The following is a 23406-nucleotide window of genomic DNA, read 5'->3' as shown; positions in this document are numbered from 1 at the left end:
TCATTCATGAATCTCAATCCCCATTTCCCATCATGACGCGAATCGTAGATCCCTCGTTCACAGTAACGTTTGGATTTGGTGATTGACTTATTACCTTTTCTCCTGTTCCTTGTATATCAAGCTTTAATGGAAGCAGCACTTCTTTTAATTCCATAATGGTAAAACCTGTTAGATCTGGAATTTTATAAGTAACAGGATCGAGCCACTGTACTTCTTTATCGATTTGAGAAGTTCTTGGCTTTACACCCAATATGCTCAAGCTATCCTCTATCACTTTGCCAACAATCGGCGCAGTGACAACTCCACCAAATTGAACTGTATTCTTTGGATGGTCAATCGCTAAATACACGATAATTTCCGGATCATCGCTTGGAGCAAATCCAATAAACGATACGATATAACTATCATCCATATATCTTCCATCTTTTACTTTTTGTGCTGTTCCTGTTTTTCCGCCCACCCGGTACGATTCAACAAAAGCATTTCGTCCAGTACCTTGTGCTACAACGCTTTCCAATGCTTCTCGCACTTTTTTGGAAGTTTCTTCTGAGATCACCCTTCGTTTCATTTCTGGCTTTATCTCTTCCGTAACTTCTCCATCCAATGGATTAACCCACTTTTTCGCAATATGAGGTGTGTATAAATACCCTCCATTAATTGCTGCTGAAACAGCTGTTATTTGCTGTAAAGGAGTGACAGAAACTCCCTGCCCAAAAGAAGTTGTCGCTAATTCAACAGGTCCTACCCGATCTAGTGAAAATAAGATCCCGCTTGCTTCTCCTTGAAGATCAATCCCTGTTTTTTCACCAAAGCCAAATTTATCAATATATGAAAACAAGGTTTCCTTGCCCAAGCGCTGACCCATTTCGATGAAGCCGGGATTACATGAATTTTCTACTACCTCAAGAAAGGTCTGATCACCATGACCCTCCCTCTTCCAGCAATGTAGGGTGGAGCCCCCAACCTCTACATGACCGCTATCGAAAAAGTGTTCATTTTCTAAATCAACTTTTTTTTCCTCTAAAGCAGCGGCAAGTGTAATGATTTTAAAGGTAGAACCTGGTTCATATGTACTCCAGATAGGAAGAATGCGGTTATAAATATCCGGATTTGTTTCTTGAAAAGCGGATGGATGAAAATCGGGGCGACTTGCCATCCCTAATATTTCACCTGATTTTGGATTCATCGCAATCGCAAGCATTTGGTCAGGGTTATATGTAATCTGTGCATTTGTTAATTCTCGCTCCAATATTGATTGAATTCTTTCATCAATCGTCAAGTATAAATCCTCCCCTGGCAAAGGAAGATTATATTGGCTCCCCATTTGTTCCATGTCTTTTCCTTTTGCATCTGTAAAAAACTCAATAGCACCATTTTCACCTTTTAGCTTCTCATCATGCATCAGTTCAAGTCCAGATAATCCTTGATTATCCACACCAATAAAACCTAATACGTGGGAAAGTGCACGACCATTTGGATATTGACGTTCAAAATCGTCAGCGATGTAGACACCAGCAAGTGCCGCGTCCTCAATTTTCCTCACTTGATCAAAAGAAAGCTTGCGTCCTTCTGGATGAATCTTTTCGATTGAAACATTTTTCTCTACATGCTGTATTGCCTTCTCATAAGGCAGCTGCAAAATGTCCGAGAGCTGCTTAGCAGTTTTTTCCCGATCCTCGATTTGTCGTGGAATTAAATAAACACTCGGAGCCAGCTTATTTAATACAATTGCTTCTCCGTTTCGATCATAAATACTTCCTCTTTCAGACTCCAGAGGAAGCTCTCTGCTCCAGCTGTTTAATGCCTTTGTCAAAAGTGTATCATGTGAAACAAATTGGACAATAAATAGACGCGTTATCATGATAGTGAGTCCCAGAAGAAAAAGGAAAAAGGCGATCATCAATCGTTTTCGAATAATTCGAGCAGGTAGTTTTTTCAAGGAGCACTGTCCTCCTCCCATTGTTATCATTATTCTATGAACCAGCTGTTTTTTTCATGACAAAAACCACCTCACCATTAAATAGTTGTTTAGTAACAACATATTTCGATGAAGTGGCTAGGTTTGTTAGTCTTGAGGACCAGTCTCCTCTTCTTCTGGAGCCTGCTGTCTAGCAATTTGTTCCTGATTCGTTGAAAAACTTACAATAAGCTGTTCACTTTTTGATAAAACAGCACCTGCCTGTAAATTTTGCCTCTCAGCATAACCGGAACCCGTTATATTAAGATCAAGATTAGCTATGTTGGCCACCTTCATGACATCTCGCACAGACCAGCCTGATAAATCAGGCATGGTAAGTTCTCCGTCTGTTAACAAGATAAGACGTTCACCCGCCATCATACTTGTTCCTTTTGCAGATTGACCTTTAATGGTATTACCAACACCTAATACTACTGGAATAACCCCTTCATTTTCCAGCTTACTAACGGTATCCTCAACGTTCTCACCTTCAAAATCAGGTACTTTAAAAATATTAATTGAAGGCGCTTCAGCCGGTTGGATATTTAAGTATTTTAAACTATTGAGCATAACGGGATTAAATACTTTCGATACAGGTATAGAACCACTTTCTGTTTCAGGTAAAGTCGGCTGCTGAATGGCTACATAAACAATCAGCTCCGGATCATCTGCTGGTGCCATACCAATAAATGAAAACAGATAATTTTCTCTACCGATCATATATCCACCGGTATCCAGATTCGGTATTTGAGCGGTGCCTGATTTTCCTGAAATATCATAGCCCGGGATCGAAAACAGCTGCCCTGTTCCAACATCGGATGTGACTGTAGTTGCTAAATATTCTCGTGTTTTCTTAGCCGTATCTGCAGAGATCGGATTACCTGATGATTCAGGTTTCCCTTCACGAACAACATCACCCGTGTTGGGATCAACGATTTGGGATATGACATAAGGCTTCATCATTTTCCCATCATTTGCAATGGCTGTTTCAGCTTGAATCATTTGGAGAGGTGTAACGGTTGTACCTTGTCCAAAAATAGTCGTTACACGTTCAGCTGGATAATTATATAAGATGTTTCCTGCTGCTTCGTTCGGTAAATCGATCCCTGTAGGCTTGCCGAAACCAAATGCATCCAAATAGCTTTTATAGCGGTCCTCCCCCATATGATCTAACAATCTGGCAAATGCTACGTTAGAGGAGCGCTGAACACCTTCCAAATAACTAATCTCTCCCCAGCCATAACGATTATGGTCGTGGATCCTCACATCCAAAACATCGTAGACGCCTGACTGGTAAGTTGCGTTCGGATTGAATTTTCCTTCTTCTATCGCCGCTGCCAGTGAAAAGGTTTTAAATGTAGAACCCGGCTCAAATGTGCTTTCAACAATTTGATTATACCAATTGTCCGCTAGCCCTTCCCTTGAATCTGGATCAAATGTTGGTCGCTGACTCATCGCTAGAATCTCTCCAGTTTTCGGGTCAGCCACTATACCATACATTTGTTTAGGATTGTATTCTTCAGCAACCTGGGTCATTGAATCTTCCAAAAACGTTTGCACCTTTTTATCAAGTGTCAAATAAACATTATTTCCGTCAAGTGCTTTTTGGATTTTTTCCTCACCATCCGGAAGCAAGTATCCTCTGGCATCTTCTTCAAATGCCATTTTCCCGTTAGTTCCCTGCAAATATTTATTTAAATTAAGCTCAATTCCCATTTTTCCAGTGGTTTCAAATGTTCCATCCTCTTTTTCCTCAGCCTGTGCAAAGCCGATTAAATGTGAAGAGAAAATCCCATTTGGATAAAAACGTTTTAAATCCTGCAAAAAGATCAAACCTGGTAATTTTTCTTGTTCAATTCCCATTTTTACCTCATGAGAAATATCACGTCCAGCTGGACCGAATTCAACTTGAAATTTCCCCTTTTGTTGCAGTCTTTTCAAAATATCCTCTTCAGGCATATCAATATACCGAGCTAAAGCTTGGGCAGTTTTCTCAGGATCCGTAACGTGTTTAGGATTTTTAGCGTCTGTTGTCATCTCTTCATTTAACACAGCAACTACCTTGAAAGTGATTGTATCTTCTGCGATGACTTCACCGTTCCGATCCAAAATTTTCCCGCGTTCAGCTTCAAGGATTTGTTCTCTTGCATACTGGGCTGCTGCCTGCGCCGCAAGATCTCTACCTTCTGCTTCTCCAGTGATTTGAAGTGTCAAAAATCGTGTTAACAAAACAAAAAAGAGAGCACCAAATACCAAAAATAACAGGTAGGCTCCCCAATTTTGTTTTATTGCTTTCGCAATCATTGAAATCATGGCTGCTGCACGACCTTAACGTTTGCTTCATTTAGTGTTAATCCAAGCTCTTTTGCTTTTTCCCAAATACGCTCGTATGTACTCATTTGGCTTACTTGGATCGCGAGATCATTATTTATGTTTTGCTGCACAACAACAGTTGATTCCAGATCTTGAATATCTTTGTTCACATCGTAAATATCAGCTTGAACGGAGATAATTTGAAGGCTGGCAAAACAGATAAAAGCAACAAATAGCATTGCTAATACTTTCTCTCCTAATGTAAAGACCGAAGAACCAGAAGCTGAACGACGAACAATTTTTACTTTCTTCTTTTGCTTTGTTTGATGCTGCTCTTGGTATTGCCGCGCTGAGTTTGTCATGTCAAATCCCCCATTCAATTTCGATGACTTGTCTTAATTTTTCTCTACTATTCGCAGTTTCGCTGAACGAGAACGATTATTTGCTTCAAGCTCATCTTCATTTGCTAAAATTGGTTTTCTCGTTATAAGCTTCAATACAGGTTTATACTCATCAGGAATAAAAGGCAGTCCGGGTGGCAGATCAGGTCCTTGCGCTGCTTTCTTAAACATCGTCTTACAAATACGATCCTCTAAGGAATGAAAAGTGATCACACTAATTCTTCCACCTGGCTTTATTAGCTCAATTGCCTGTTCCAAGGATTCCTCAACAACTCCGAGTTCATCATTAACAGCAATTCGAATGGCCTGGAAAATACGTTTTGCAGGATGACCACCCTTTCTTCTGGCAGGTGCTGGAATTCCTTCTTTGATCAATTCAACAAGCTCTCCCGTCGTTTCAATCGGTTTTTTTTCCCTGGCAGCCTCAATTTTCCTCGCAATTTGTTTAGAAAATTTCTCTTCACCATACCGGTAAAAAATACGAACAAGATCCTCAAAAGCCCATTTATTCACAACGGTTTTTGCCGACAATTCTGCTGATTGATCCATTCTCATATCTAAAAGCGCGTCGTGATGGTAGCTAAACCCTCTTTCAGGGGTATCAAGCTGAGGAGAGGAAACACCCAAATCGTACAAAATCCCATCTACCTCATGAACATCATGCTTCGCTAACTCTTCTTTCAAGCAGCGAAAATTTGCTTTAATAAAGGTTACCTGTCCTGCGTACCCTTGTAACTTTTCTTTCGCATGACGAATTGCTGTTTCATCTTGGTCAAAACAATATAAATGGCCTTTGTCAGAAAGCTGGGACAACAAATATTCACTATGTCCGGCTCCGCCTAATGTACAGTCTACATAAATGCCATCAGGTCGAATATTTAATCCGTCAACGGTTTCTCTTAATAATACGGTTGTGTGGTCAAACATTGGGGTCACCTTTCTGTACCGAATGTTGCATGCTACAAGTCAAAGTCAATAAGATTTTCTGCAATCTCTGCAAAAGAATCCTCGGATTGGGCTAAATAGTCATCCCAAATGGCTTGACTCCAAATCTCAATCCTGCTCGAAACACCCAGAATCATACATTCTTTTTCAATTTTTGCGTAATCAAGAAGGTTTTGCGGAAGGTTAATACGCCCTTGCTTATCAAGCTCACATTCAACTGCACCGGAAAAGAAAAAACGCGCAAATGCTCTTGCATCCTTTTTCGTAACAGGTAACGAACGCACTTTCTCTTCAAGACGGCGCCATTCTTCCATAGGATAGCCAAAAAGACATTGGTCAAGCCCTCTAGTGATAATAAAAGCTTCCCCGACATGTTCACGGTATTTTGCAGGCACAATAATCCGCCCTTTCGCATCTATATTATGCTGATATTCACCCATGAACATGCGTCTATCCCACCTTTCTCCCTAAATGTACCACACTCCCCCACTTTGCACCACTTGTTTTTAGTTATTCTAACACAACTGTAATAAAGTAACGCTAGGTAATTTGCAGAAAATTCATCAACAAAAAAACCAGAGAGGAAAAGCCTCTCTAGTTTGCTTTTATAGCACTAATACTTTGTGATCACCACCAAAATCATATTCTTTTTCCACCAGCTGCTTAAGGAATTCATCTCCATAACGGTTTAAGAAATAATACATATTCCATACCCGTTCCTGCGGTCCATTTCCAGGTCTTAGACTGCTGGCAATACGATCGTATTTTGATAAAGTCACTTCATGCTTGATTGCGATGTGATCATTCGATTTCTTACCTAAATAAGCCAGCTGATCTGTATGGATTTCAAGATTCCGTTTCACAATTGGAGGAAGTCCAGGGTGGAGTCCCTCTGCATGCTTGCTGATTTTTAGATAGTGGGAATGGATCCACTCCTCGGCCTCTTTAATTAGGATATCCATTGTTTCATCTTTTACATGATTCCAATACTGCTCTCTTTCCTTCATAACACCATGTTCAAGCACTGATGAAAGCTTAAGTCCAAGATCATTTATTTTTTGAGATACATCCCTTTCAACAATCGTTATATTTAACCTTGGCACAACTGGCGGCATGTTCATCCCCATATGCTCAAATGCAGTTTTTAATTCAGCCCAGTAGGCTATTTCGCCTGGACCTGCTATAAATGAAAGCGTTGGAAACACCCATTCCTGCATCATCGGTCTCGTTACAACATTATTGCTGAACATCCAGGGTTTTTCTTCAATAAGAGCATGAAGCTCTTCGTGTGAAAAGAAGTAAAATCCATTCTTATCTTGATAACCCTCACTCGTATTTTCCAATAGTATCCGTTCATGATCAATCGTAATAAATAAATTGGCTGCATTGGATGAAAGATCAATCATCGGCTTAAAGCCAAGCTGTTGAATTTGAGCTTGCTGCTGCAGTACAAGTTGAGTAATCTGCCGATTCTCGTTTAAAAGTTGCAAAAAGAAAGGACGTTCAAGTTCTCGAAGAGCTGAATCCGCTGCATCGATTACTAATAATCCTTCATCTTTAAAGAGATCCATAACGAGATAAGAGAAAAACTGTACAATTGTGGAAGATTGCTCAATGGCGGTATCGAGCTTGTTAATGAGTGAGTTGGTATAGGAGGTTTCACCAAAGTCCTTAAATACGGAACGCACCCACTTTTTCATAATGGTTTCATCGTATTCAATTTCTGTCGTCATTCTTTTATCAAGCACGCGTTCCGGATACCCTTTTTTTACCATTTGATGTTGCTTTTCAACATAGACGTGATTTACTTCAAGAAAATCATGGTCTTCCCCGGCAATCCAAAAAACAGGGACTATGGGAACACCCAGCTTTGTTTCCTGCTGTTTAGCCAAATGAATGATGGAAAGAACCTTATGTATGGTATAGAGAGGTCCTGTTAATAAACCTGCCTGCTGCCCACCGATCACAACTAGGGCATCTTCTCCAAGTGCTTTAAGAGATCGCTCCACCGCTTTACTCTGTGGTAAATCTGCCATATAGTTTTTTATACAATGAACCAGTGTGTCACGCTCAAATGACCGTGCCTGGACTTCCTTCACTCTTTCCGTAAAAACTTCCTGTTCACGGTACCCGCTATGAAATAATGATCGCACAAGCTGATCTTCTTCAATATAGCGAGATGTAAACGGTTGAATCGCAGGAAGCTTAACGTTTTCTAATAGCATATGAAAAATCTCCTTTATCCAATATCTGCCCATCATTGAGTATAGCACCTAGTACGAAAAATAAAAAAGAAGATGCTTATTCATCTTATAACTGCTTGAAAAACTTCTAGGGTGAGGCCGCAAAGGAAAAGAAATACATATCCTATCGTATACAACAGAAAATTAATACGCCAAAATCCTTTCCAAACTTTCCTCCATTCAAAATCTGGTTCTCGCCTCCATTTATAAAATGAAAAGGTAATACCTACCATACACATTACAAGCAATAATACCCATAGTAAAGATACTTCCCAAATGGAGAGCAGCAAAAAATACACAGCAATAATCATGAAGGGGGTTGTTCCGTCTACTGCAAAATTTACAGCAGACTTGTGATGCCCTGTAACCCACTTAACAAAAGAAAAAAGAGCAATATAAACAAGAAAAGGAGCGATGACGGTTACACCAAGAAAATAAGCTAAAAATGTACTCAACTCCTCACCCCGATTGTATATTCTTGCCCACGAATTGCATCATATAAAAAACGCAATAGGGGAAGTTCCTCCTTGCCATTTCCTTTTTCAATCGCATACCCAACAATTGCATCAATCTCTGTCTGTCTTTTTGATCGTAAATCCGCGTTCATGGATGAGATATTTTCGGATGTGCGCTGACATAACAACACTACCTCTTCAAATGGAACAATTGATCGTGCCGCTGGAAAAACGCATGCCACTTCATTATAAAGCTGCTCCATAGTACGATAGATATATGGGTTTTTAATCAGCTCCCCATTGCGGACATTAAGAATGGCCGTCATCGGATTAATCATGATATTTTTTATTAACTTTTCAAGCAGCAAGGTTTCATAATCAGGGTGAAACAAAATAGGAAAGAAACGATCTTGATCCAAGTCCAAGCTATCCGCCAGTGAATGCAGCCCTCTGAATGCAGCAATTTTCCAGGCACCAATTCCATTATGTTTAACTGATGTATTTGATTGCTTACATGCACCATGCTCAACTGTGCTTACAAAAAGATTTGAGTGAGGAAGACGCTCTAACAGAGCAAGATGAGACATTCCATTTTGCGTAAAAATAACAGCTGCATCCTGTGGAATTTGCATGAACATTGAATAAGCCATTTCTAGCTGATATTGCTTCAGTGTGACAATCCAGACCCCATCCTTGAACCCATTATCGGGATTGTGAGTAGCTAAAACGCTAACCGTCTGATTTTGTTCCCCTATTAACGTAATCCCTCTTTTATTAATCTCATCTGCCTGCTCCTGGTAATGCGTGATTAAACAGACGTGATGACCTTGTATTGCTAAACGGGCGGAAAATAATAAGCCGATCGCTCCAGCCCCTACGATTGTCACATTCATTACTTTCACACTCCTCTATCTTTAGTCTAGCAAAAATCATCAAAGAAGGAATATAAAAATAAGTACAACGAAAAAAAGGCTTTTATGAGAGTCAAACAGCCTCCAGCCTCCCTTTAGCTGATAACTCGTCACAAAAGCCCTTTTTACTTACACCGGGTAAACAGGATGTTTTTTCGGTGCGAATGAAATTTGTTTAGATGAATAGTAAGCAAATCTTCGAATCAATTCACTTCTCAATTCATTTGGTTCAATAATATCATCCACAATTAACTCTGAAGCAAGCTTGTAAATATCAATTTCCTCTTTGTAGGATTGATGCTTTTCCTGTACAAAGGCCAGCCGTTCTTTCGGGTCTTCGATTGCTTGGATTTTATTCGAATATACTGCATTTACAGCTGCCTCGGGTCCCATTACGGCAATTTGTGCAGTTGGTAATGCGATACAGCAATCCGGTTCAAAGGCAGGACCAGCCATTGCGTATAGCCCTGCTCCATATGCTTTTCTAACAATAACGGATATTTTAGACACAGTTGCAGAACTCATAGCCGAGATCATCTTCGCTCCGTGACGGATTATGCCCGCACGTTCAACCTTGGTACCAATCATAAACCCTGGAACATCGGCTAGAAATAACAAGGGAATGCCAAACGCATCACATAGCTGAATAAATTTGGCTGCCTTGTCCGCTGAGTCTACAAAAAGAACACCGCCTTTCACACGTGGTTGATTGGCAATGATCCCAACCGCTTTTCCGTCCAATCGAGCTAATCCCGTAATAAGTTCAGGAGCAAAAAGCTTCTTCACTTCAAAAAAGCTATCTTCATCAATAAGTGTTTCTATCGCTTGATGCATATCAAACGGTGCGTTCTGATTTTCTGGAATTAGTTCAGCAAGCGTTTTTTGACTCGCAGGTAATTTCGTTTCGGCAGTAGGAACCGGCTCTTCAAAATTGGTTGGGAAAAAGCTCAAATATCTTTTTGCTTGTGTAATCGCTTCTTCTTCAGATAAAGCAAGAACATCGCCGCAGCCGCTAACAGAGCAATGCATTTTAGCTCCTCCCATTTCTTCGAGCGTTACTTTTTCACCAATTACCTTCTCTGCCATGCGTGGTGAACCTAAATACATCGATGCATTCCCATCCACCATAATAACAAGATCACAAAATGCAGGAATATAAGCTCCTCCTGCTGCAGAAGGTCCAAATAATAGACACACTTGCGGAATTGTACCTGACAGTCTTACTTGATTATGAAATATCCGTCCAGCTCCCCTGCGATTTGGGAACATATCAAGCTGATCTGTGATTCTTGCACCTGCAGAATCTACTAAATAGAGTAACGGTACGCATAGCTTTTCTGCTGTTTCCTGGATACGAATAATCTTCTCTACAGTTCTTGCTCCCCACGAACCTGCTTTAACCGTCGAATCATTCGCCATGATACAAACCGGCCGTCCCTCTATTTTTCCTACTCCAGTTATAACACCATCTGCCGGGAGATCACCAGCTGTATAATTTGCAAATAATCCATCCTCCTGAAATGATCCTTCATCAAGTAATTGTTCAAGTCTTTTACGTACGAATACCTTACCTTGCTCTATTTGTTTTTCGTGATATTTCTGATTCCCGCCAGCTTTTATTGATGCGTATGCTTGTTCTAAACGATTTTGATCACTTGTTGAATTTGTCATCTAACCTCCCCCTTCTTTAACGAGTCCTAGGATAAAACAAGTACAACATCACCTTCATTGACAAAATCACCAATAGCTACCTTCACTGCTTCTACAACCCCTGACTGTTCCGACTCAACCGGAATCTCCATTTTCATTGATTCGATCATTACTACAGCTTGTCCTACAGAAACATGATCACCAGTGCTTACCATTATGTGCAATACTGTTCCTGCCATGGATGATGGAACTTCTTTCATAGATTTTTCTCTCCTTTAACGATTTGGTCGATGGATTGGGTATGATAACTACCCTCTATAAAGTCTTTTTCATCTAACATTTTTATAAAAAAAAGCAGGTTCGTCTTTACTCCTTCTATCACTGTAGCCTTTACAGCCTTCCGTGCTTTTTCCAAGCATTTTTCACGTGAGTCAGCATGAATGATCATTTTAGCGATCATAGGATCATAAAAAGGCGTTACTTTATTTCCTTCCAGATAGCCTTCATCAATCCGAATACCTTCTCCGCTCGGAAACACAACTGATGACAATGTTCCAGGGGATGGATAAAACGTTATCGGGTCTTCTGCGTACAATCGAAATTCCATTGCATGGCCATTAACATGGATTTCCTGTTGCTTTGAAATGGGAAGTGGCTTTTCCATAGCTGTTAATAGCTGCCACTCTACTAAATCCACTCCGGTGATCATTTCTGAGACTGGATGCTCGACTTGCAGCCTCGTGTTCATTTCGAGAAAATAAGCATTTTCCTTCTCGTCCACGATCATTTCAATGGTTCCTGCATTTTTGTAGCCAACTGCTTGAGCTGCACGGACCGCTGTTTTAAGGATTTTAGTACGAGCTTCATTTGAAAGTTTTGGTGCAGGTGATTCCTCTACGATTTTTTGATTTCTGCGCTGCATGGAGCAGTTCCGCTCCCACAAGTGAAATATACTTCCTTTATAGTCACCAAATATTTGCACTTCAATATGCCTTGCTCTCGGTATGTACTTTTCGATAAATAAGCGATCTGAGCCAAAGTACGTTTTGGATCGTTGCTTCGTTGATTCAAAATGCTGAGTGAGCGCTTGCTCATCATCGCACCGGATCATTCCAACACCACCACCGCCGCTGCTAGCTTTAAGCATGATCGGATAACCAACCTCAGTTGCAAATTGAAAAGCGGTCTTGACACTCTCCATTTCACTATCTATACCAGGAATAACTGCCACTCCTGCCTCCATCATCGTCTTTCTGGCGGAAATTTTATCACCCATTCGTTCGATAATAGATGCATCAGGTCCAACGAATCGTATACCAGCATCTTCAATTTTCCTTACGAAAATGGCATTTTCAGAAAGCAGCCCATATCCTGGATGAATGGCATCTACTTGTTCTTTTTTAGCAATATTTAAAATGGCATCCATATTTAAATAAGATTTCGCTACAGGAGCTGGACCAATTTCATAAGCAATGTCCGCTTCACTAACATAAGGCATTTGCGCATCTGCTTCAGAATAAATGGCTACCGTTGTAATATTTAGCTTCTGACACGAACGAATGATGCGTAAAGCGATTTCTCCTCTATTGGCAACTAACAGCTTTTTCACACCTCTGCCCCTTTCCTATTTCGATTTGTCAAAAAATCATTTTTCTAAATGCCTTATTCTAATTGAAATGTATATTTTTTAAAAATATCCCCTTCCATTGTAAACGCTTTCTTGTTAAATGTGCAGTATTTTTTGTCCTATTGATATATAATGATTGTATAAGCGTTACAATTCATACTCCTTTCCGTAAGCGCATACACTCATGTGCAAGCTGAGAGGGTCAAACGTTTAAGTACTGCTAATAAGGAGTGTTCATGAATGGAATTTAAAGTCGAGAAATTACGTGTTAATTACAAGACATTAGAGGAATTTAATAAATTTCGTGAAATTGGTCTTCAAGAGCTCTCAATGCTGGAAGAGCTGCAAACAAATATAGTGGAAAATGACATCGATTCTCCCTTCTATGGGATTTACCTTGGGAATAAGCTGATTGCCAGAATGAATTTATATCGACGTGATTCCAGATTTGATCTTTACTTCGAACCGGCCCAGGACTATTTAGAACTATGGAAACTAGAGGTTTTGCCAGATTATCAAAAAAAAGGCTACGGAGCTCAAATGGTGGAGTTTGCAAAAAGCTTCAATTTACCTATAAAAACAAATCCAAGAGTTCAATCTCATCATTTTTGGGAGAAAATGGGCTTTGAAAAAGTAACGTATGATATGGAGCGAGACCTTGGACAAAATCCCCTTGTCTGGTACCCTGAAGGAGTTAAGGAACAAAAGCATAATTGATGATTAGATCGAAAAAGGAGGAGAGTCCAGAGACTTTCCTCCTTTTTTTATACATCCATCGCCTCTCGTCGATCAGATGTTGCTGAGCCATTTTTCCGATTTAAACGAAATAGATTTCCGTTCGCTTCCATTTGAAATATGGGTGCTTCTGAAGCAGATTCCATACTCTCTTCAGCTACGCCTAGTTTTCTAGCTTTCTCAATTAAAAACAAAAGCGCCCTGTAGTCTTCTTCCAAGCCTTGAACTTTCTTCTCTAGCTTTTCTTTTTCCTTGGTTATCTTATCAAGTGAAAATTCCAAAGTTTTGCATTTCCGTTCCCAATCTTCTGATTTTTCATAACGTGTTATTTTTTCAATCCAGTTTTCTAATTGTGCCGATAGTTCATTTGCAGACCATTCCATAGGTGAGTTTGCCATTGGACGTTTATTCGGAGTCATCGTTTTACGGCTTGCATACCTTTCTTTTTTTGCTTCATCGATTAGCTGCTGACATTCTTTTCTTAGACATGAGTTCCAGCGAAACCCACATGCCGCTGCAGTACGGTTTACTTTTTCTCCAATCTCCTCAAAGGCCTTCAATTGAGTGCTGCCAGATTTAATATGTGCAAGTACAGCATCTGCTAGCCAGCGGTCTTCTTGTGCCGTCCATCCGTCCTGTCTATGCTTTGTCATTCTCTCATCCCCCTAGTAAAGATCGTTGTCCTTTCTCTACTGCTATTCTATGCAATGAATCTAGAAAATAGACATTAAAAAACACGAAATTTTAAGATTTCGTGTTTTTACGAGGATTGCCCTGTAAAAAGGCATCAACTGCATCATGGTGGTCTTGCTTTTCCCATAGCATGGAGCACTCTTGTATCTCTAGCTGCATTCTATGTTGAAGATCGCTTTTTTTCCATTTTTCAATCAGCATCTGCTTATACGCCATAAGGACATGAACGTTCTTTAAAATAATTGGCTGCAATAGCTCAATTGCTTCTGAATAGGTTTCCCCTTCGCACATATAATCAATAAAACCAAGATCATGAAAACTCTCTGCCTCTCGAACAGTTGCAGTTGTCAATATAGTAAGTGCCTGGTTTGGCAATAAGCGTTCATATAATAGAGTTCCGCCTCCCCAGCCTGTTGTAATGGATAAATCTCCCTGTACAAATCCCAGCTTTGCTTTTGGACGAGAAATTCGAAAATCACATGCTGCCGCAATTTCACACCCTCCTCCTATTGCCGTACCGTTAATAAATGCCACAGTCATTTTAGGAAGTGTTGCAAGATCATGCAGGATTCCACCCATTTTTGATAGCATACTGTATGCTTCCTGCTGGGTTTTTAGCTTATGAAACACTTGGAGGTCCCCACCAGAACAAAATGCCTGGTTACCTTCTCCAGTAATCATTAATACCTTGATCCGATGATCCTCACGCGCATTGTCAATTGCTTTTTGTAATCCATCCATTACTTCAATATTAATGGCATTTCTTCTTTCAGGGCGATCAATGCAAAAAAGTAATACTGAATCTAATCTTTCGATACGATATGCCACCCCATGTCCCTCCTAGCTGCAAATTCCTGTCCTTTTCACTGTTTGATTGTAACATGCTATCTTGTATTATTTAAGAGGTCAAAAGTTTTAGAATATGATTGAGAGTCTAAAATGGTTACCTACAAAAAAAACCAAACCTGTAAAAGAGCCATGGCCTCTTTAACAGGTTTGGTTTTTTCGAATCGTCTAAACGACTCTATTAATTGCTTACAATTTCCTTGCCCTTATATGTTCCGCACGCTTTACACACGCGGTGAGAAAGCTTCATTTCCCCGCAGTTTGGGCATTCTACCATACCAGGCACTGACAATTTGATATGCGTACGACGCTTTCTCTTTGCAGTCTTGGATGTTCTTCTAAATGGTACCGCCATGTTTCCCACCTCCTTAAAGAGAGTGATTGTAAAATGAACTTACTAAAGTTAAAGTCCGTTCATGTTTTACGTATTTTTGTTTTCGTCAAAAAATTTCGCAAGATCAGCAAAGCGCGGATCCGCTTTTTGCTGTTCAGTTTGTTCCCTTTCTTTTTCCAGCTCTTCTTCAGAGAGAACTTCCCAGCCTTTGCCGGTTAGCATTCCTTCCTCTTCCATCGCTTTATCGCTAAAGACTTGAAGGGGAATCTCTAATAAAAGAATCTCTTCGATTACAGGCTGAAGGTTGACTACATCTCTTTCAAGCTGATGAGTCTCCTCATCTTCAGACACGTCAACAAAATCAGGTTTCAATAGAAACGTTTCTTTTGTATCAAGAGAGATAGGAAAAGGAACATCTACAAGTGTTCTCGCACATGGAAGAGTAAGAATACCTTCAATGTGCAGATGAAAAGTAATTTTTGCGGAGCTGATATCGGCTCGTCCAGTAATGTGAATTGGACTCACATCACGAACTTGAGGATCTCTATCCTTTAATCCGTTCATTATTATCTTTTCATCAATTAGAAATTCCTTGTCACGAAATTTTTGTAATTGAATGATTGACCATTTCATATGTCATCACCTCAAGGCACAAAGTTGATTATATCCCCGAGAATAGGGAATGTCAAGATTTTTTCTTAACAGTACATGATTAAAGATCGGTGTTCCATTCACCGACCTCAAATGCTATTATAACGTAAACATGACATGCAAGAAAGGAAAATTAATTATGATCGCAAAGGAATTTCGAGGAGGTTCTAAATGAAAGCGACAGGAATGGTTGTCGAATACAATCCTTTTCATAACGGACACCTTTTTCATGCATTGGCTGCTAAAGAACAAACGGAAAATGATGTACTGATTGCAGTGATGAGTGGTCCATTTTTACAAAGAGGTGAGCCTGCTCTTGTTTCAAAATGGGCTCGTACAAAAATGGCCTTATTATCTGGTGTAGATATTGTTGTTGAATTGCCCTATGTTTTTTCAACACAACATGCAACAACATTTGCATCAGGCTCTATCGCGATTTTAGGCGCAATGGGCTGCTCAGCTGTTTGCTTTGGCAGTGAGGACGGCCAGATTGCTCCTTTTCTTCATGCAGTTCAATGGAAAAAGAAGCATTCTAAAGAAATTGATCGACTTATTCAACAGTATATCCGCTTAGGACTTAGCTATCCTTCTGCCGTTGCTAAAAGCTATACATCCATCGATAAAGCTCCTGTTCTTGATTTATCTAAGCCTAACAATATTCTCGGGCTCCATTATACAGAGGCAATCGATCAGCAGCAGCTATCAATCACCCCACACACAATTAAGCGAGTAGAGGCAAACTATCACGATGAAATACTTGGAAATAACAAAATCTCCAGCGCCACTAGCATTCGCAAAAAAATAAATGGTTCCTATTTAGAAGATATTGAGGATCATGTCCCACCATCTACATACAATGAATTACTTCTTTATAAAAAGTCTTATCACCAATTTCATTCTTGGGAAGATTATTGGAGTATCCTTCAATATAAACTTGTGACTTCGTCTCTTCATGAGCTAAGAGATCATTATGAGATTGAAGAAGGAATCGAACACCGTCTTCAGGAGGCTGCTTATACATCGCTTTCTTTCCTTTTATTTATGGAACAAGTAAAAACAAAGCGTTATACCTGGACAAGAATTCAGCGAATGCTTACTCACCTGTTGACTGGAACAAAAAAATCAGAAGTTCAATCAATACAATCTCCTACATACATTCGTCTACTTGGAATGACCGATAATGGCAGAAATTATTTACAAAAAAACAAGAAAAAATTAACGTTGCCCCTTGTAAGTAAGGTTGGAGGAATGATTGATCCGCTTTTAAACCTTGATCTCCGTGCCGGTCGTACTTACGCACTTGGAATAAAAGATCGCACACGCAGACAAGAATTTCTAAAAAAAGACTTCACGCAACCCCCAATTCACCTCCATTCTTCATCATAAAAGCCGCTTTAAAGCGGCTTTTATGATGAAGATTTTTTCTCTAATAATAGTAAGTACTTCAGTGCATCTTCAAATGTTTTCACAGGAATAATTTGCATATCTGTTCCAATTTCCTCTGCTGTTTTTACTGCTGCACGATAATTTGACACAGCATCAGGGTCTTCAGCAGCTACATCCTCGGGAATCGTATCATCCGGAGCCAAAAAGATTTCAATTCCCTGGCGGTCTGCTGCTATCACTTTTTGTTCTATACCTCCAATCCTGCCGACCTCACCATCAGAAGAAATGGTTCCCGTGCCCGCAATGTTATAACCCTTTGTTAAATCCTCAGGGATAAGCTGATCATAAATCTCTAAAGAATACATTAACCCAGCAGAGGGCCCTCCTATTCCGCTTGAGTCAATTAATACTTGCGGATCAGATTGTACATTCCGATCATCTACGAGCGATATTCCTAATCCTATTTGTTCAGGATTGTCCGGAAAGGATTGCAGCGTAAGGTTTTCATCAAAAACTTGATTGTCTCGTTCGATTGTAACCGTAATCGAGTCTCCTTTCTTTTTTCCTCCGACATAGTCGATAAATTCCTCTGATGATTGAAAAATATGTTCATCAATTGAAGTAATTCTGTCTCCTGCCTTTAAAATTTTTTCAGCAGGCATACCAGGATAAATATTTAACACATATATTCCGTTGTATTCATAAGACAAATCAGCACCGGCCTGTTTATAGGCAACTTCAATGGCTTGTTGAGCAGAATTATCCATTAAATAAAGTTGGCGAACTGAATACTCATCTTCACTTTCATGAGGTGCTCTAACCTGATCCACGGGATAAATAATCTGATACTCGTCCATTAAGGCCCACAAATAAGAAAATACATTCGCTTTGATCTGAGAAACCGTCATCAGCGAAAAATCTCCTTCACTTTCAGTCCCATTTTCAACCTCAACAATATCATCTAATACAAAAGCATTTCCTGGTTTTTGCACATAGTAGGGCAGAGTATAAAAGCTCGCAAACAATAAAAGAATCGTGAAAGCCAGTAAGATGGTGAACCATAATTTATTTTTCATTCGTCCTTTGACGCTCCTTCCAATCAACAATTGCTGCTCGAATCGCCGGAATTGCTTTACGCGCCTCCTCCTCACCAAAACGGATAATATCTACAGATTGAGTAAATGTTTTAGAACTAAATTGTCCAACCTTTGGGCTTATCAGTACATCTGACGTTGTTGCTTTATACTGTAGAACCTGCATTTGCAGGATATCGATACTTTGCATAATGACGTCGTAAATGGTGTTAATGTCTGCATTTCTCTTCACTTGAGACACGTCCACTCCAATTACAATATCTGCTCCCATCTCTCTCACTACTGATGAGGGCACGCGGTCAATCACGCCTCCGTCCACCAGCAATCGATCTCCCACTTTTTGCGGTACAAAAATTCCCGGAATAGATATACTCGCTCTAACGGCAATATCAATCGGTCCTTCTATAAAAACAACCCGCTCCGCTTTAACGATATCTGTTGCGACAATCGCCAATGGAATCGCTAGGTCCTCCAATTTTTTTTGATGAGTAAAGAGCTTGATAAATTGCTTGATTTTTTCTCCTGATATAAATCCCATGCGAGGTACAGTAAAATCAACAAAGTACTTACTGTGAAAGGTGTTTGCTAAACGGTACAAATCCTCCAGGTCATGCCCTGCACAATATAATGCACCAATCAACGATCCCATACTGCTACCAGCAATCATATCTATATGAATATTTTCGTCCTTCAAGACTTTTAATACACCAAGGTGAGCAAACCCTCTTGCACCTCCAGAACCTAATGCAAGACCTATCCGAGGCTCCATTTTCTCAATCCTCCCAAAAGCTTGACAGTTCTATCTCGATTGATTTTTCATATCATAAAAAAGGTTTGTTAACTACTTTATTTTACCACTGATATAAGCATACATAAAAGATTGATCATTCTACCACAGTCTTTTGATGAGAGGAATTTGGTAAAAATGAAGCAGCGATTAATGCCTCATCTTTTTTCAGCGTGTGTATTTATTTGTTTACTTGGGCTTCTTTTGTTTCCTAAAGAATCGCTTGATGCTTCAACGAGAGGATTAGAACTATGGTGGACCATCATATTTCCTTCATTGCTTCCTTTTTTTATTTTGTCTGATTTATTATCAGAAGCAACCTGGACAAGCCGGTTAGGTCAGTTTCTTGAACCCGTTATGAAACCGATATTTCGTGTTTCTGGGAACGGGGCAATTATCCTTTTGTTGGGCTATACCTCTGGTTTTCCAGTCGGAGCAAAAATGTCTGTGAAGCTATACCAGGAAGGCATGCTAAGCAAAACTGATGCACAAAAGCTAATCTGCTTTACTAATGGGGCTAGTCCTATTTTCATTTTAGGGGCGATCGCTGCAGGCTTGCTTCAAACTCCTGAGCTCGGGATTCTGCTTTTGACCTCTCACTATTTAGGGAATATTATTATTGGAATCTTTATAGGAAGAATGATTCAAGAAGATACCTCCCAACCTGCTTTCCGCACGGTTATAAAGGAAATGAAATCTCGAAAATCAATTGGTACATTGTTGCAGACAGCCGTCACAAATTCAGTTCAACAGCTTTTGCTAATAGGAGGTCTTATTGTATTTTTTTCAGTTCTAAGTGATTTAATCATGAAACTTCCTTTTTTTTCTATATTCACAAATGGACTCCATTCCATAAGTTCTGAACTAGCAATCTCCTCTGATTGGAGTAGCGGATTCATTAAAGGGCTCTTGGAAATGTCCAACGGTATCGCATTAATTGCCGTTGCAAACAATGATCTTATCGTTCGTTGTTTGCTCATTGTTGCTATTTTGTCCTTTGGAGGATTTTGCATTCACGCACAAATCATCTCATGTCTGCATGGTTCTCCTTTATCTTATCGTCCCTATTTGTATTCTCGTATTGCACACACTATTCTGTCCCCTATTCTCCTATGGGGAATTCTGCAAATCATCGATCTACTCAAGCTGCCCTATTCTTTTCTCACAAGGGAAACAATGTTACAACCTGATTCTTTCCAAAGAATGGTGGTATGGTTGGAATTACTGCATTTTTACGGGCCTATCCTAACCTTGATTACACTATTTCTTACCTGTTTGATCCTAATTAAAAAAAGAATTCTTTCAGTATAAAAAACGTACAGCCCCTCCCAATTTTGGATGGGGCTGTACGTTTTTTGTTTTTATTTAGATGTAACATATTTTTTCATTAATGCTTCTTCTACCTGAGGAGGAACAAGTTCCGAAATATGTCCTCCGTATCGTGCAACTTCTTTTACAATACTGGAGCTTAAAAATGAATATTGATTATTTGTCATAATAAAAAACGTCTCTAACTCCTCATAAAGTACCCTGTTCATCGATGTGATCTGCATTTCATACTCAAAATCTGACACAGCTCGCAATCCGCGAATAATGGCATTTGCTTTAATTTCCCTTGCATAATTAACTAAAAGCCCTTGATATGAATCCACCTTAATATTCGGAATATCCTTTGTAACCGATCGAATCAAGTCGATTCTTTCTTCTACTGAAAATGCTGGCTGCTTCGCCGAATTATTTAGTACCACAATGTACAATTCGTCAAAGACCTTTGCTCCTCTAGAAATAATATCTAAATGTCCATATGTAACCGGATCAAAGCTCCCCGGGCAAACGGCCCTGCTTGCCATATCGTTATTCCTCCCTATCCTCTGACTGTAGACGATAAATTGAGACCGCTGACACGCCATAAGTCTCCCCTTTTATACATGTTAGCGAACCGATTGATTCTGGCAATGAAACCTCTGAATCATGTTCGCACATAATGACGCCATTCTTTTCTAGTATACCAAATTCATCGATCAACTCTAGTAACAACGCTAGCTTTTGAAGCCGATATGGCGGATCTAAAAAAATGCATGAAAATTTAATGTTTCGTTTTGAAACAGCTTTCAATGCACGTTCGGCATCGTTGCGAAACACTTCAGACTGATCTTGATATCCACAGCGTTCAATGTTTGATTTTATTGTCTGAATCGCATTTTTATCTCGGTCAATAAAGATGACCCTTTCCATTCCCCGGCTTAACGCCTCTATTCCTAGTCCACCGCTGCCTGCAAACAGATCCAGACCCCAGCCTCCAGAGAAATACGGTCCAATCACATTAAAAATGGACTCTTTTACCTTATCCGTCGTAGGACGAGTATTAATGCCGGAGACCGCTTTTAAATGAATCCCTTTTTTCTCTCCTGAGATCACTCTCATACTTCTCACCACTTATCCGTTAATATCGCTCACTATCCTATCATATTTTACGCTTTACCGCCATGTATGGTTTGTCGTATAAATCCAGCTTTTTTAGGTAAAGATGGTAGTGGAATGAAGTTTGGTAAGCACTTCTTCCAAGGTTTCTCCTCTCCCTTATGAAGTGGCTCCCCCACTTCAGAGCAGTGTGCTGATCGCTGGCACTGCTCTTTTTTTTGTTTAATTTTTTGTATTTCTCCAAAAGAGAAAATGGATGTATAGTAATATCTGGAAATAGAACAAATTTAAACAAAAAACACCGTGGTCTAACTTTGCGATTATGAAAAAAATTATACAATCCACAGATCTAGCCAGCCTAGCCATCAAACTGGTAGTCAGTATGAGAAAATTCTGTTGCATCATTGACTTGTAAATACTTTTGAATAAAGTCTTCCCTATTTTCATCAATTGATAATTCATTAACCATAGCCCACTGCAGTTCATAGAGTGATAATGCTGACCACTCCTGTTACTGCACGATTGAAATTACCCCGTGGGGTTACCAATGCGGACAGTATGGCAGCAACCATCATTAATTCGTCTATCTCTCCATTTACATTTTTTTTAATTAGTGAAAATATAGCCTAGCAGCAGAACACCAACGATAAGAAAGGAGTCCACATGCATAAGATTCACTCCTTTTAAAGGTAATCATCATGTTATTAGGCAAGTACACAGGAAGGTGGTAAACTAGTCAACGAGATACAGGAAGGAGACGAGCCGATGATTCAACGATTTATTGAACTTGGTGAAGGGTATTCAGATATCTATGAATTACTAGAGTTGATAAAACAAAACCAGGAGCGATTAGAACGAGTTCTTGCACTTCATACTAAAAAAAACGACAAGCATACTACAACTTTAGTTGTTGTCATGAAACCAACAGATCCTGGTCAGTTCCAAGCTCTTTACACATGCAGAGAAGGAATCCCTGATCCTAGGAAAGTTAAAAATAAACGATTTGATTTGTTTATACAAGCTGCAAAAGAAGTTGACATGGCAGTTATAGATCTGGATGTTCAGCACTCAAGTATGTTTGCTGAAAAAGAGCTTTACTATCAATACTTGATAGGCATTTTACGAATGAATCGATTCATTCGCCCTCTAGCATAAAAGGCGAGAACATATTTTGTTCTCGCCTTTTTGATTATGGAGGATCTTATAAACCCATTTTATAATCGTACTCTTTCGCTTTATCCGGTTTTGTGTTTTCATATTCGGTTTTTACAAAAGGACGCTGTGAAAGTTCAACCTTTTTAACATATGAATAGTTTGCCAATTTTTCAGATAGCTTTTCAACTTCATTTTGATTGCAGTATAATAAGACATATTTCATTTTTCTTGATACGTAATGGACATTGCCAAACCTTCTTAACGTTTTTGCGTGTTTTAAACTATGCAACCATACAATTAATCCTTGTCGATCCATTAACATATTTTTTTACCTCACCTGTTCATCATTATATTAAATTGTAGCACATGGCTAAGTACACCGGCAATGTTTGTATGAACGGAGGAGATGAAAATGGATCTAGACATAATTTGGAGTGACTTCATTGCTCGGCTTGCTGAAGTAGACAAAATTGATCATGCTTCGTGGAAACGAGTTGCCGGTATTCCATTTTTATATATTTCAGCTAAGGATATCCATAAGGAAGAACTTACTTTGACGATTCGCAAATGCGCAGCCAAATCCATGAAAGGTAAGCGCCTTCATTCCGAAACCATTCCAGTCCGTTCAAATGGATACCTCTATGTTTTCCGGCATCGCTTTTATGTTCCTCAGATGAAAATGTTTTGCTGTGGAAATCTTTGTATTGACTGTATACGATTTAATGAGAGATAGCAAGGTTACATTTGTTCGATAAAGGGTAACATGCTACCATGAAGAAGAAGACATGTACATAAAGAAATG

25 protein-coding genes are annotated in these 23406 nt (G+C 39.5%); 5 read left to right on the top strand and 20 right to left on the bottom strand.

Annotated features, from left to right (window positions below):
• Positions 1–13 precede the first annotated feature (13 nt).
• The 11 genes from KP78_RS10915 to KP78_RS10865 all read right to left on the bottom strand — a co-directional run bounded on the left by KP78_RS10915 (position 14) and on the right by KP78_RS10865 (position 12484).
• Positions 14–1900, bottom strand: a complete 1887-nt coding sequence (locus KP78_RS10915; RefSeq protein WP_084220079.1) for a stage V sporulation protein D — start codon at positions 1898–1900, stop codon at positions 14–16.
• A 165-nt stretch (positions 1901–2065) separates the two neighbouring features.
• The gene (locus tag KP78_RS10910) at positions 2066–4270 is read right to left on the bottom strand and encodes a penicillin-binding protein (RefSeq protein WP_235420906.1); all 2205 of its coding nucleotides are present in this window, start codon (positions 4268–4270) and stop codon (positions 2066–2068) included.
• Positions 4267–4632, bottom strand: a complete 366-nt coding sequence (gene ftsL / locus KP78_RS10905; protein ID WP_041088888.1) for a cell division protein FtsL — start codon at positions 4630–4632, stop codon at positions 4267–4269. Before ftsL ends, KP78_RS10910 begins: the two co-directional genes overlap by 4 nt.
• A 33-nt stretch (positions 4633–4665) precedes the next feature.
• Positions 4666–5598, bottom strand: coding sequence for a 16S rRNA (cytosine(1402)-N(4))-methyltransferase RsmH (rsmH, locus tag KP78_RS10900; RefSeq protein WP_041088886.1), 933 nt, complete (start codon positions 5596–5598; stop codon positions 4666–4668).
• A 32-nt stretch (positions 5599–5630) separates the two neighbouring features.
• Positions 5631–6062: a division/cell wall cluster transcriptional repressor MraZ gene (gene mraZ, locus KP78_RS10895; protein WP_041088884.1), complete on the bottom strand. Its 432-nt coding sequence runs from the start codon at positions 6060–6062 to the stop codon at positions 5631–5633.
• A 159-nt stretch (positions 6063–6221) separates the two neighbouring features.
• Entirely contained in the window at positions 6222–7841 is a 1620-nt protein-coding gene (gene bshC, locus KP78_RS10890; RefSeq protein ID WP_041088882.1) for a bacillithiol biosynthesis cysteine-adding enzyme BshC, read from the bottom strand.
• An 80-nt stretch (positions 7842–7921) separates the two neighbouring features.
• Positions 7922–8314 carry a DUF3397 domain-containing protein gene (locus tag KP78_RS10885; protein WP_041088880.1) on the bottom strand — a complete coding sequence of 131 codons (393 nt, stop codon included), beginning with the start codon at positions 8312–8314 and terminating at the stop codon, positions 7922–7924.
• The gene (locus KP78_RS10880; protein WP_041088878.1) at positions 8311–9207 is read right to left on the bottom strand and encodes a 2-dehydropantoate 2-reductase; all 897 of its coding nucleotides are present in this window, start codon (positions 9205–9207) and stop codon (positions 8311–8313) included. Before KP78_RS10880 ends, KP78_RS10885 begins: the two co-directional genes overlap by 4 nt.
• 147 nt (positions 9208–9354) lie before the next feature.
• Positions 9355–10896, bottom strand: coding sequence for an acyl-CoA carboxylase subunit beta (locus KP78_RS10875; protein ID WP_041088876.1), 1542 nt, complete (start codon positions 10894–10896; stop codon positions 9355–9357).
• A 26-nt stretch (positions 10897–10922) separates the two neighbouring features.
• On the bottom strand, positions 10923–11135 hold the full coding sequence (locus tag KP78_RS10870) for a biotin/lipoyl-containing protein (protein ID WP_041088874.1): 213 nt from the start codon (positions 11133–11135) through the stop codon (positions 10923–10925).
• On the bottom strand, positions 11132–12484 hold the full coding sequence (locus KP78_RS10865) for an acetyl-CoA carboxylase biotin carboxylase subunit (protein ID WP_041088872.1): 1353 nt from the start codon (positions 12482–12484) through the stop codon (positions 11132–11134). The genes KP78_RS10870 and KP78_RS10865 overlap by 4 nt, the downstream gene beginning before the upstream one ends.
• 258 nt (positions 12485–12742) lie before the next feature.
• On the opposite strand from KP78_RS10865, the gene KP78_RS10860 reads away from it, so the two are divergent.
• Positions 12743–13219 carry an N-acetyltransferase gene (locus KP78_RS10860; protein ID WP_041088870.1) on the top strand — a complete coding sequence of 159 codons (477 nt, stop codon included), beginning with the start codon at positions 12743–12745 and terminating at the stop codon, positions 13217–13219.
• A 47-nt stretch (positions 13220–13266) separates the two neighbouring features.
• Here the strand turns inward: KP78_RS10860 and KP78_RS10855 are convergent, their stop codons facing one another.
• The 4 genes from KP78_RS10855 to KP78_RS10840 form a co-directional block, all read right to left on the bottom strand.
• Entirely contained in the window at positions 13267–13890 is a 624-nt protein-coding gene (locus KP78_RS10855; RefSeq protein ID WP_052474768.1) for an RsfA family transcriptional regulator, read from the bottom strand.
• 91 nt (positions 13891–13981) lie between these two features.
• Positions 13982–14758, bottom strand: coding sequence for an enoyl-CoA hydratase/isomerase family protein (locus KP78_RS10850; RefSeq protein ID WP_041088868.1), 777 nt, complete (start codon positions 14756–14758; stop codon positions 13982–13984).
• A gap of 199 nt (positions 14759–14957) precedes the next feature.
• Entirely contained in the window at positions 14958–15131 is a 174-nt protein-coding gene (rpmF, locus tag KP78_RS10845) for a 50S ribosomal protein L32 (RefSeq protein WP_041088866.1), read from the bottom strand.
• A 66-nt stretch (positions 15132–15197) separates the two neighbouring features.
• Positions 15198–15743 carry a YceD family protein gene (locus KP78_RS10840; protein WP_041088864.1) on the bottom strand — a complete coding sequence of 182 codons (546 nt, stop codon included), beginning with the start codon at positions 15741–15743 and terminating at the stop codon, positions 15198–15200.
• Between the two features lie 189 nt (positions 15744–15932).
• Here KP78_RS10840 and KP78_RS10835 point away from each other — a divergent pair, with 189 nt between their 5' ends.
• Entirely contained in the window at positions 15933–17147 is a 1215-nt protein-coding gene (locus KP78_RS10835; RefSeq protein ID WP_041088862.1) for a nucleotidyltransferase, read from the top strand.
• Between the two features lie 20 nt (positions 17148–17167).
• Here KP78_RS10835 and KP78_RS10830 read toward each other — a convergent pair whose 3' ends face one another.
• Complete coding sequence (locus KP78_RS10830; protein WP_041088861.1) at positions 17168–18223, bottom strand: SepM family pheromone-processing serine protease; 1056 nt, start codon at positions 18221–18223, stop codon at positions 17168–17170.
• Complete coding sequence (locus tag KP78_RS10825; RefSeq protein WP_041088860.1) at positions 18213–19010, bottom strand: patatin-like phospholipase family protein; 798 nt, start codon at positions 19008–19010, stop codon at positions 18213–18215. The genes KP78_RS10830 and KP78_RS10825 overlap by 11 nt, the downstream gene beginning before the upstream one ends.
• A 156-nt stretch (positions 19011–19166) precedes the next feature.
• Here KP78_RS10825 and KP78_RS10820 point away from each other — a divergent pair, with 156 nt between their 5' ends.
• On the top strand, positions 19167–20339 hold the full coding sequence (locus KP78_RS10820) for a nucleoside recognition domain-containing protein (RefSeq protein ID WP_041088858.1): 1173 nt from the start codon (positions 19167–19169) through the stop codon (positions 20337–20339).
• A gap of 50 nt (positions 20340–20389) precedes the next feature.
• Here the strand turns inward: KP78_RS10820 and coaD are convergent, their stop codons facing one another.
• Positions 20390–20878: a pantetheine-phosphate adenylyltransferase gene (gene coaD, locus KP78_RS10815; RefSeq protein ID WP_041088856.1), complete on the bottom strand. Its 489-nt coding sequence runs from the start codon at positions 20876–20878 to the stop codon at positions 20390–20392.
• 4 nt (positions 20879–20882) lie between these two features.
• Entirely contained in the window at positions 20883–21452 is a 570-nt protein-coding gene (gene rsmD, locus KP78_RS10810; protein ID WP_041088854.1) for a 16S rRNA (guanine(966)-N(2))-methyltransferase RsmD, read from the bottom strand.
• A 762-nt stretch (positions 21453–22214) separates the two neighbouring features.
• Here rsmD and KP78_RS10800 point away from each other — a divergent pair.
• A complete protein-coding gene (locus tag KP78_RS10800; RefSeq protein WP_041088851.1) occupies positions 22215–22604 on the top strand; it encodes a DUF7147 family protein in 390 nt (129 codons plus the stop codon).
• A 46-nt stretch (positions 22605–22650) separates the two neighbouring features.
• Here the strand turns inward: KP78_RS10800 and KP78_RS10795 are convergent, their stop codons facing one another.
• Positions 22651–22926, bottom strand: a complete 276-nt coding sequence (locus KP78_RS10795; RefSeq protein ID WP_041088848.1) for a YlbG family protein — start codon at positions 22924–22926, stop codon at positions 22651–22653.
• Between the two features lie 90 nt (positions 22927–23016).
• Between KP78_RS10795 and KP78_RS10790 the strand changes: the two genes are divergently transcribed.
• Positions 23017–23337, top strand: coding sequence for a hypothetical protein (locus tag KP78_RS10790; RefSeq protein WP_041088846.1), 321 nt, complete (start codon positions 23017–23019; stop codon positions 23335–23337).
• Positions 23338–23406: the final 69 nt, after the last annotated feature.

Origin of the sequence: Jeotgalibacillus soli, from assembly GCF_000829435.1 — a bacterium.
Taxonomy (GTDB): domain Bacteria; phylum Bacillota; class Bacilli; order Bacillales; family Jeotgalibacillaceae; genus Jeotgalibacillus; species Jeotgalibacillus soli.
This window is presented reverse-complemented; position numbering and strand designations above follow the sequence as displayed.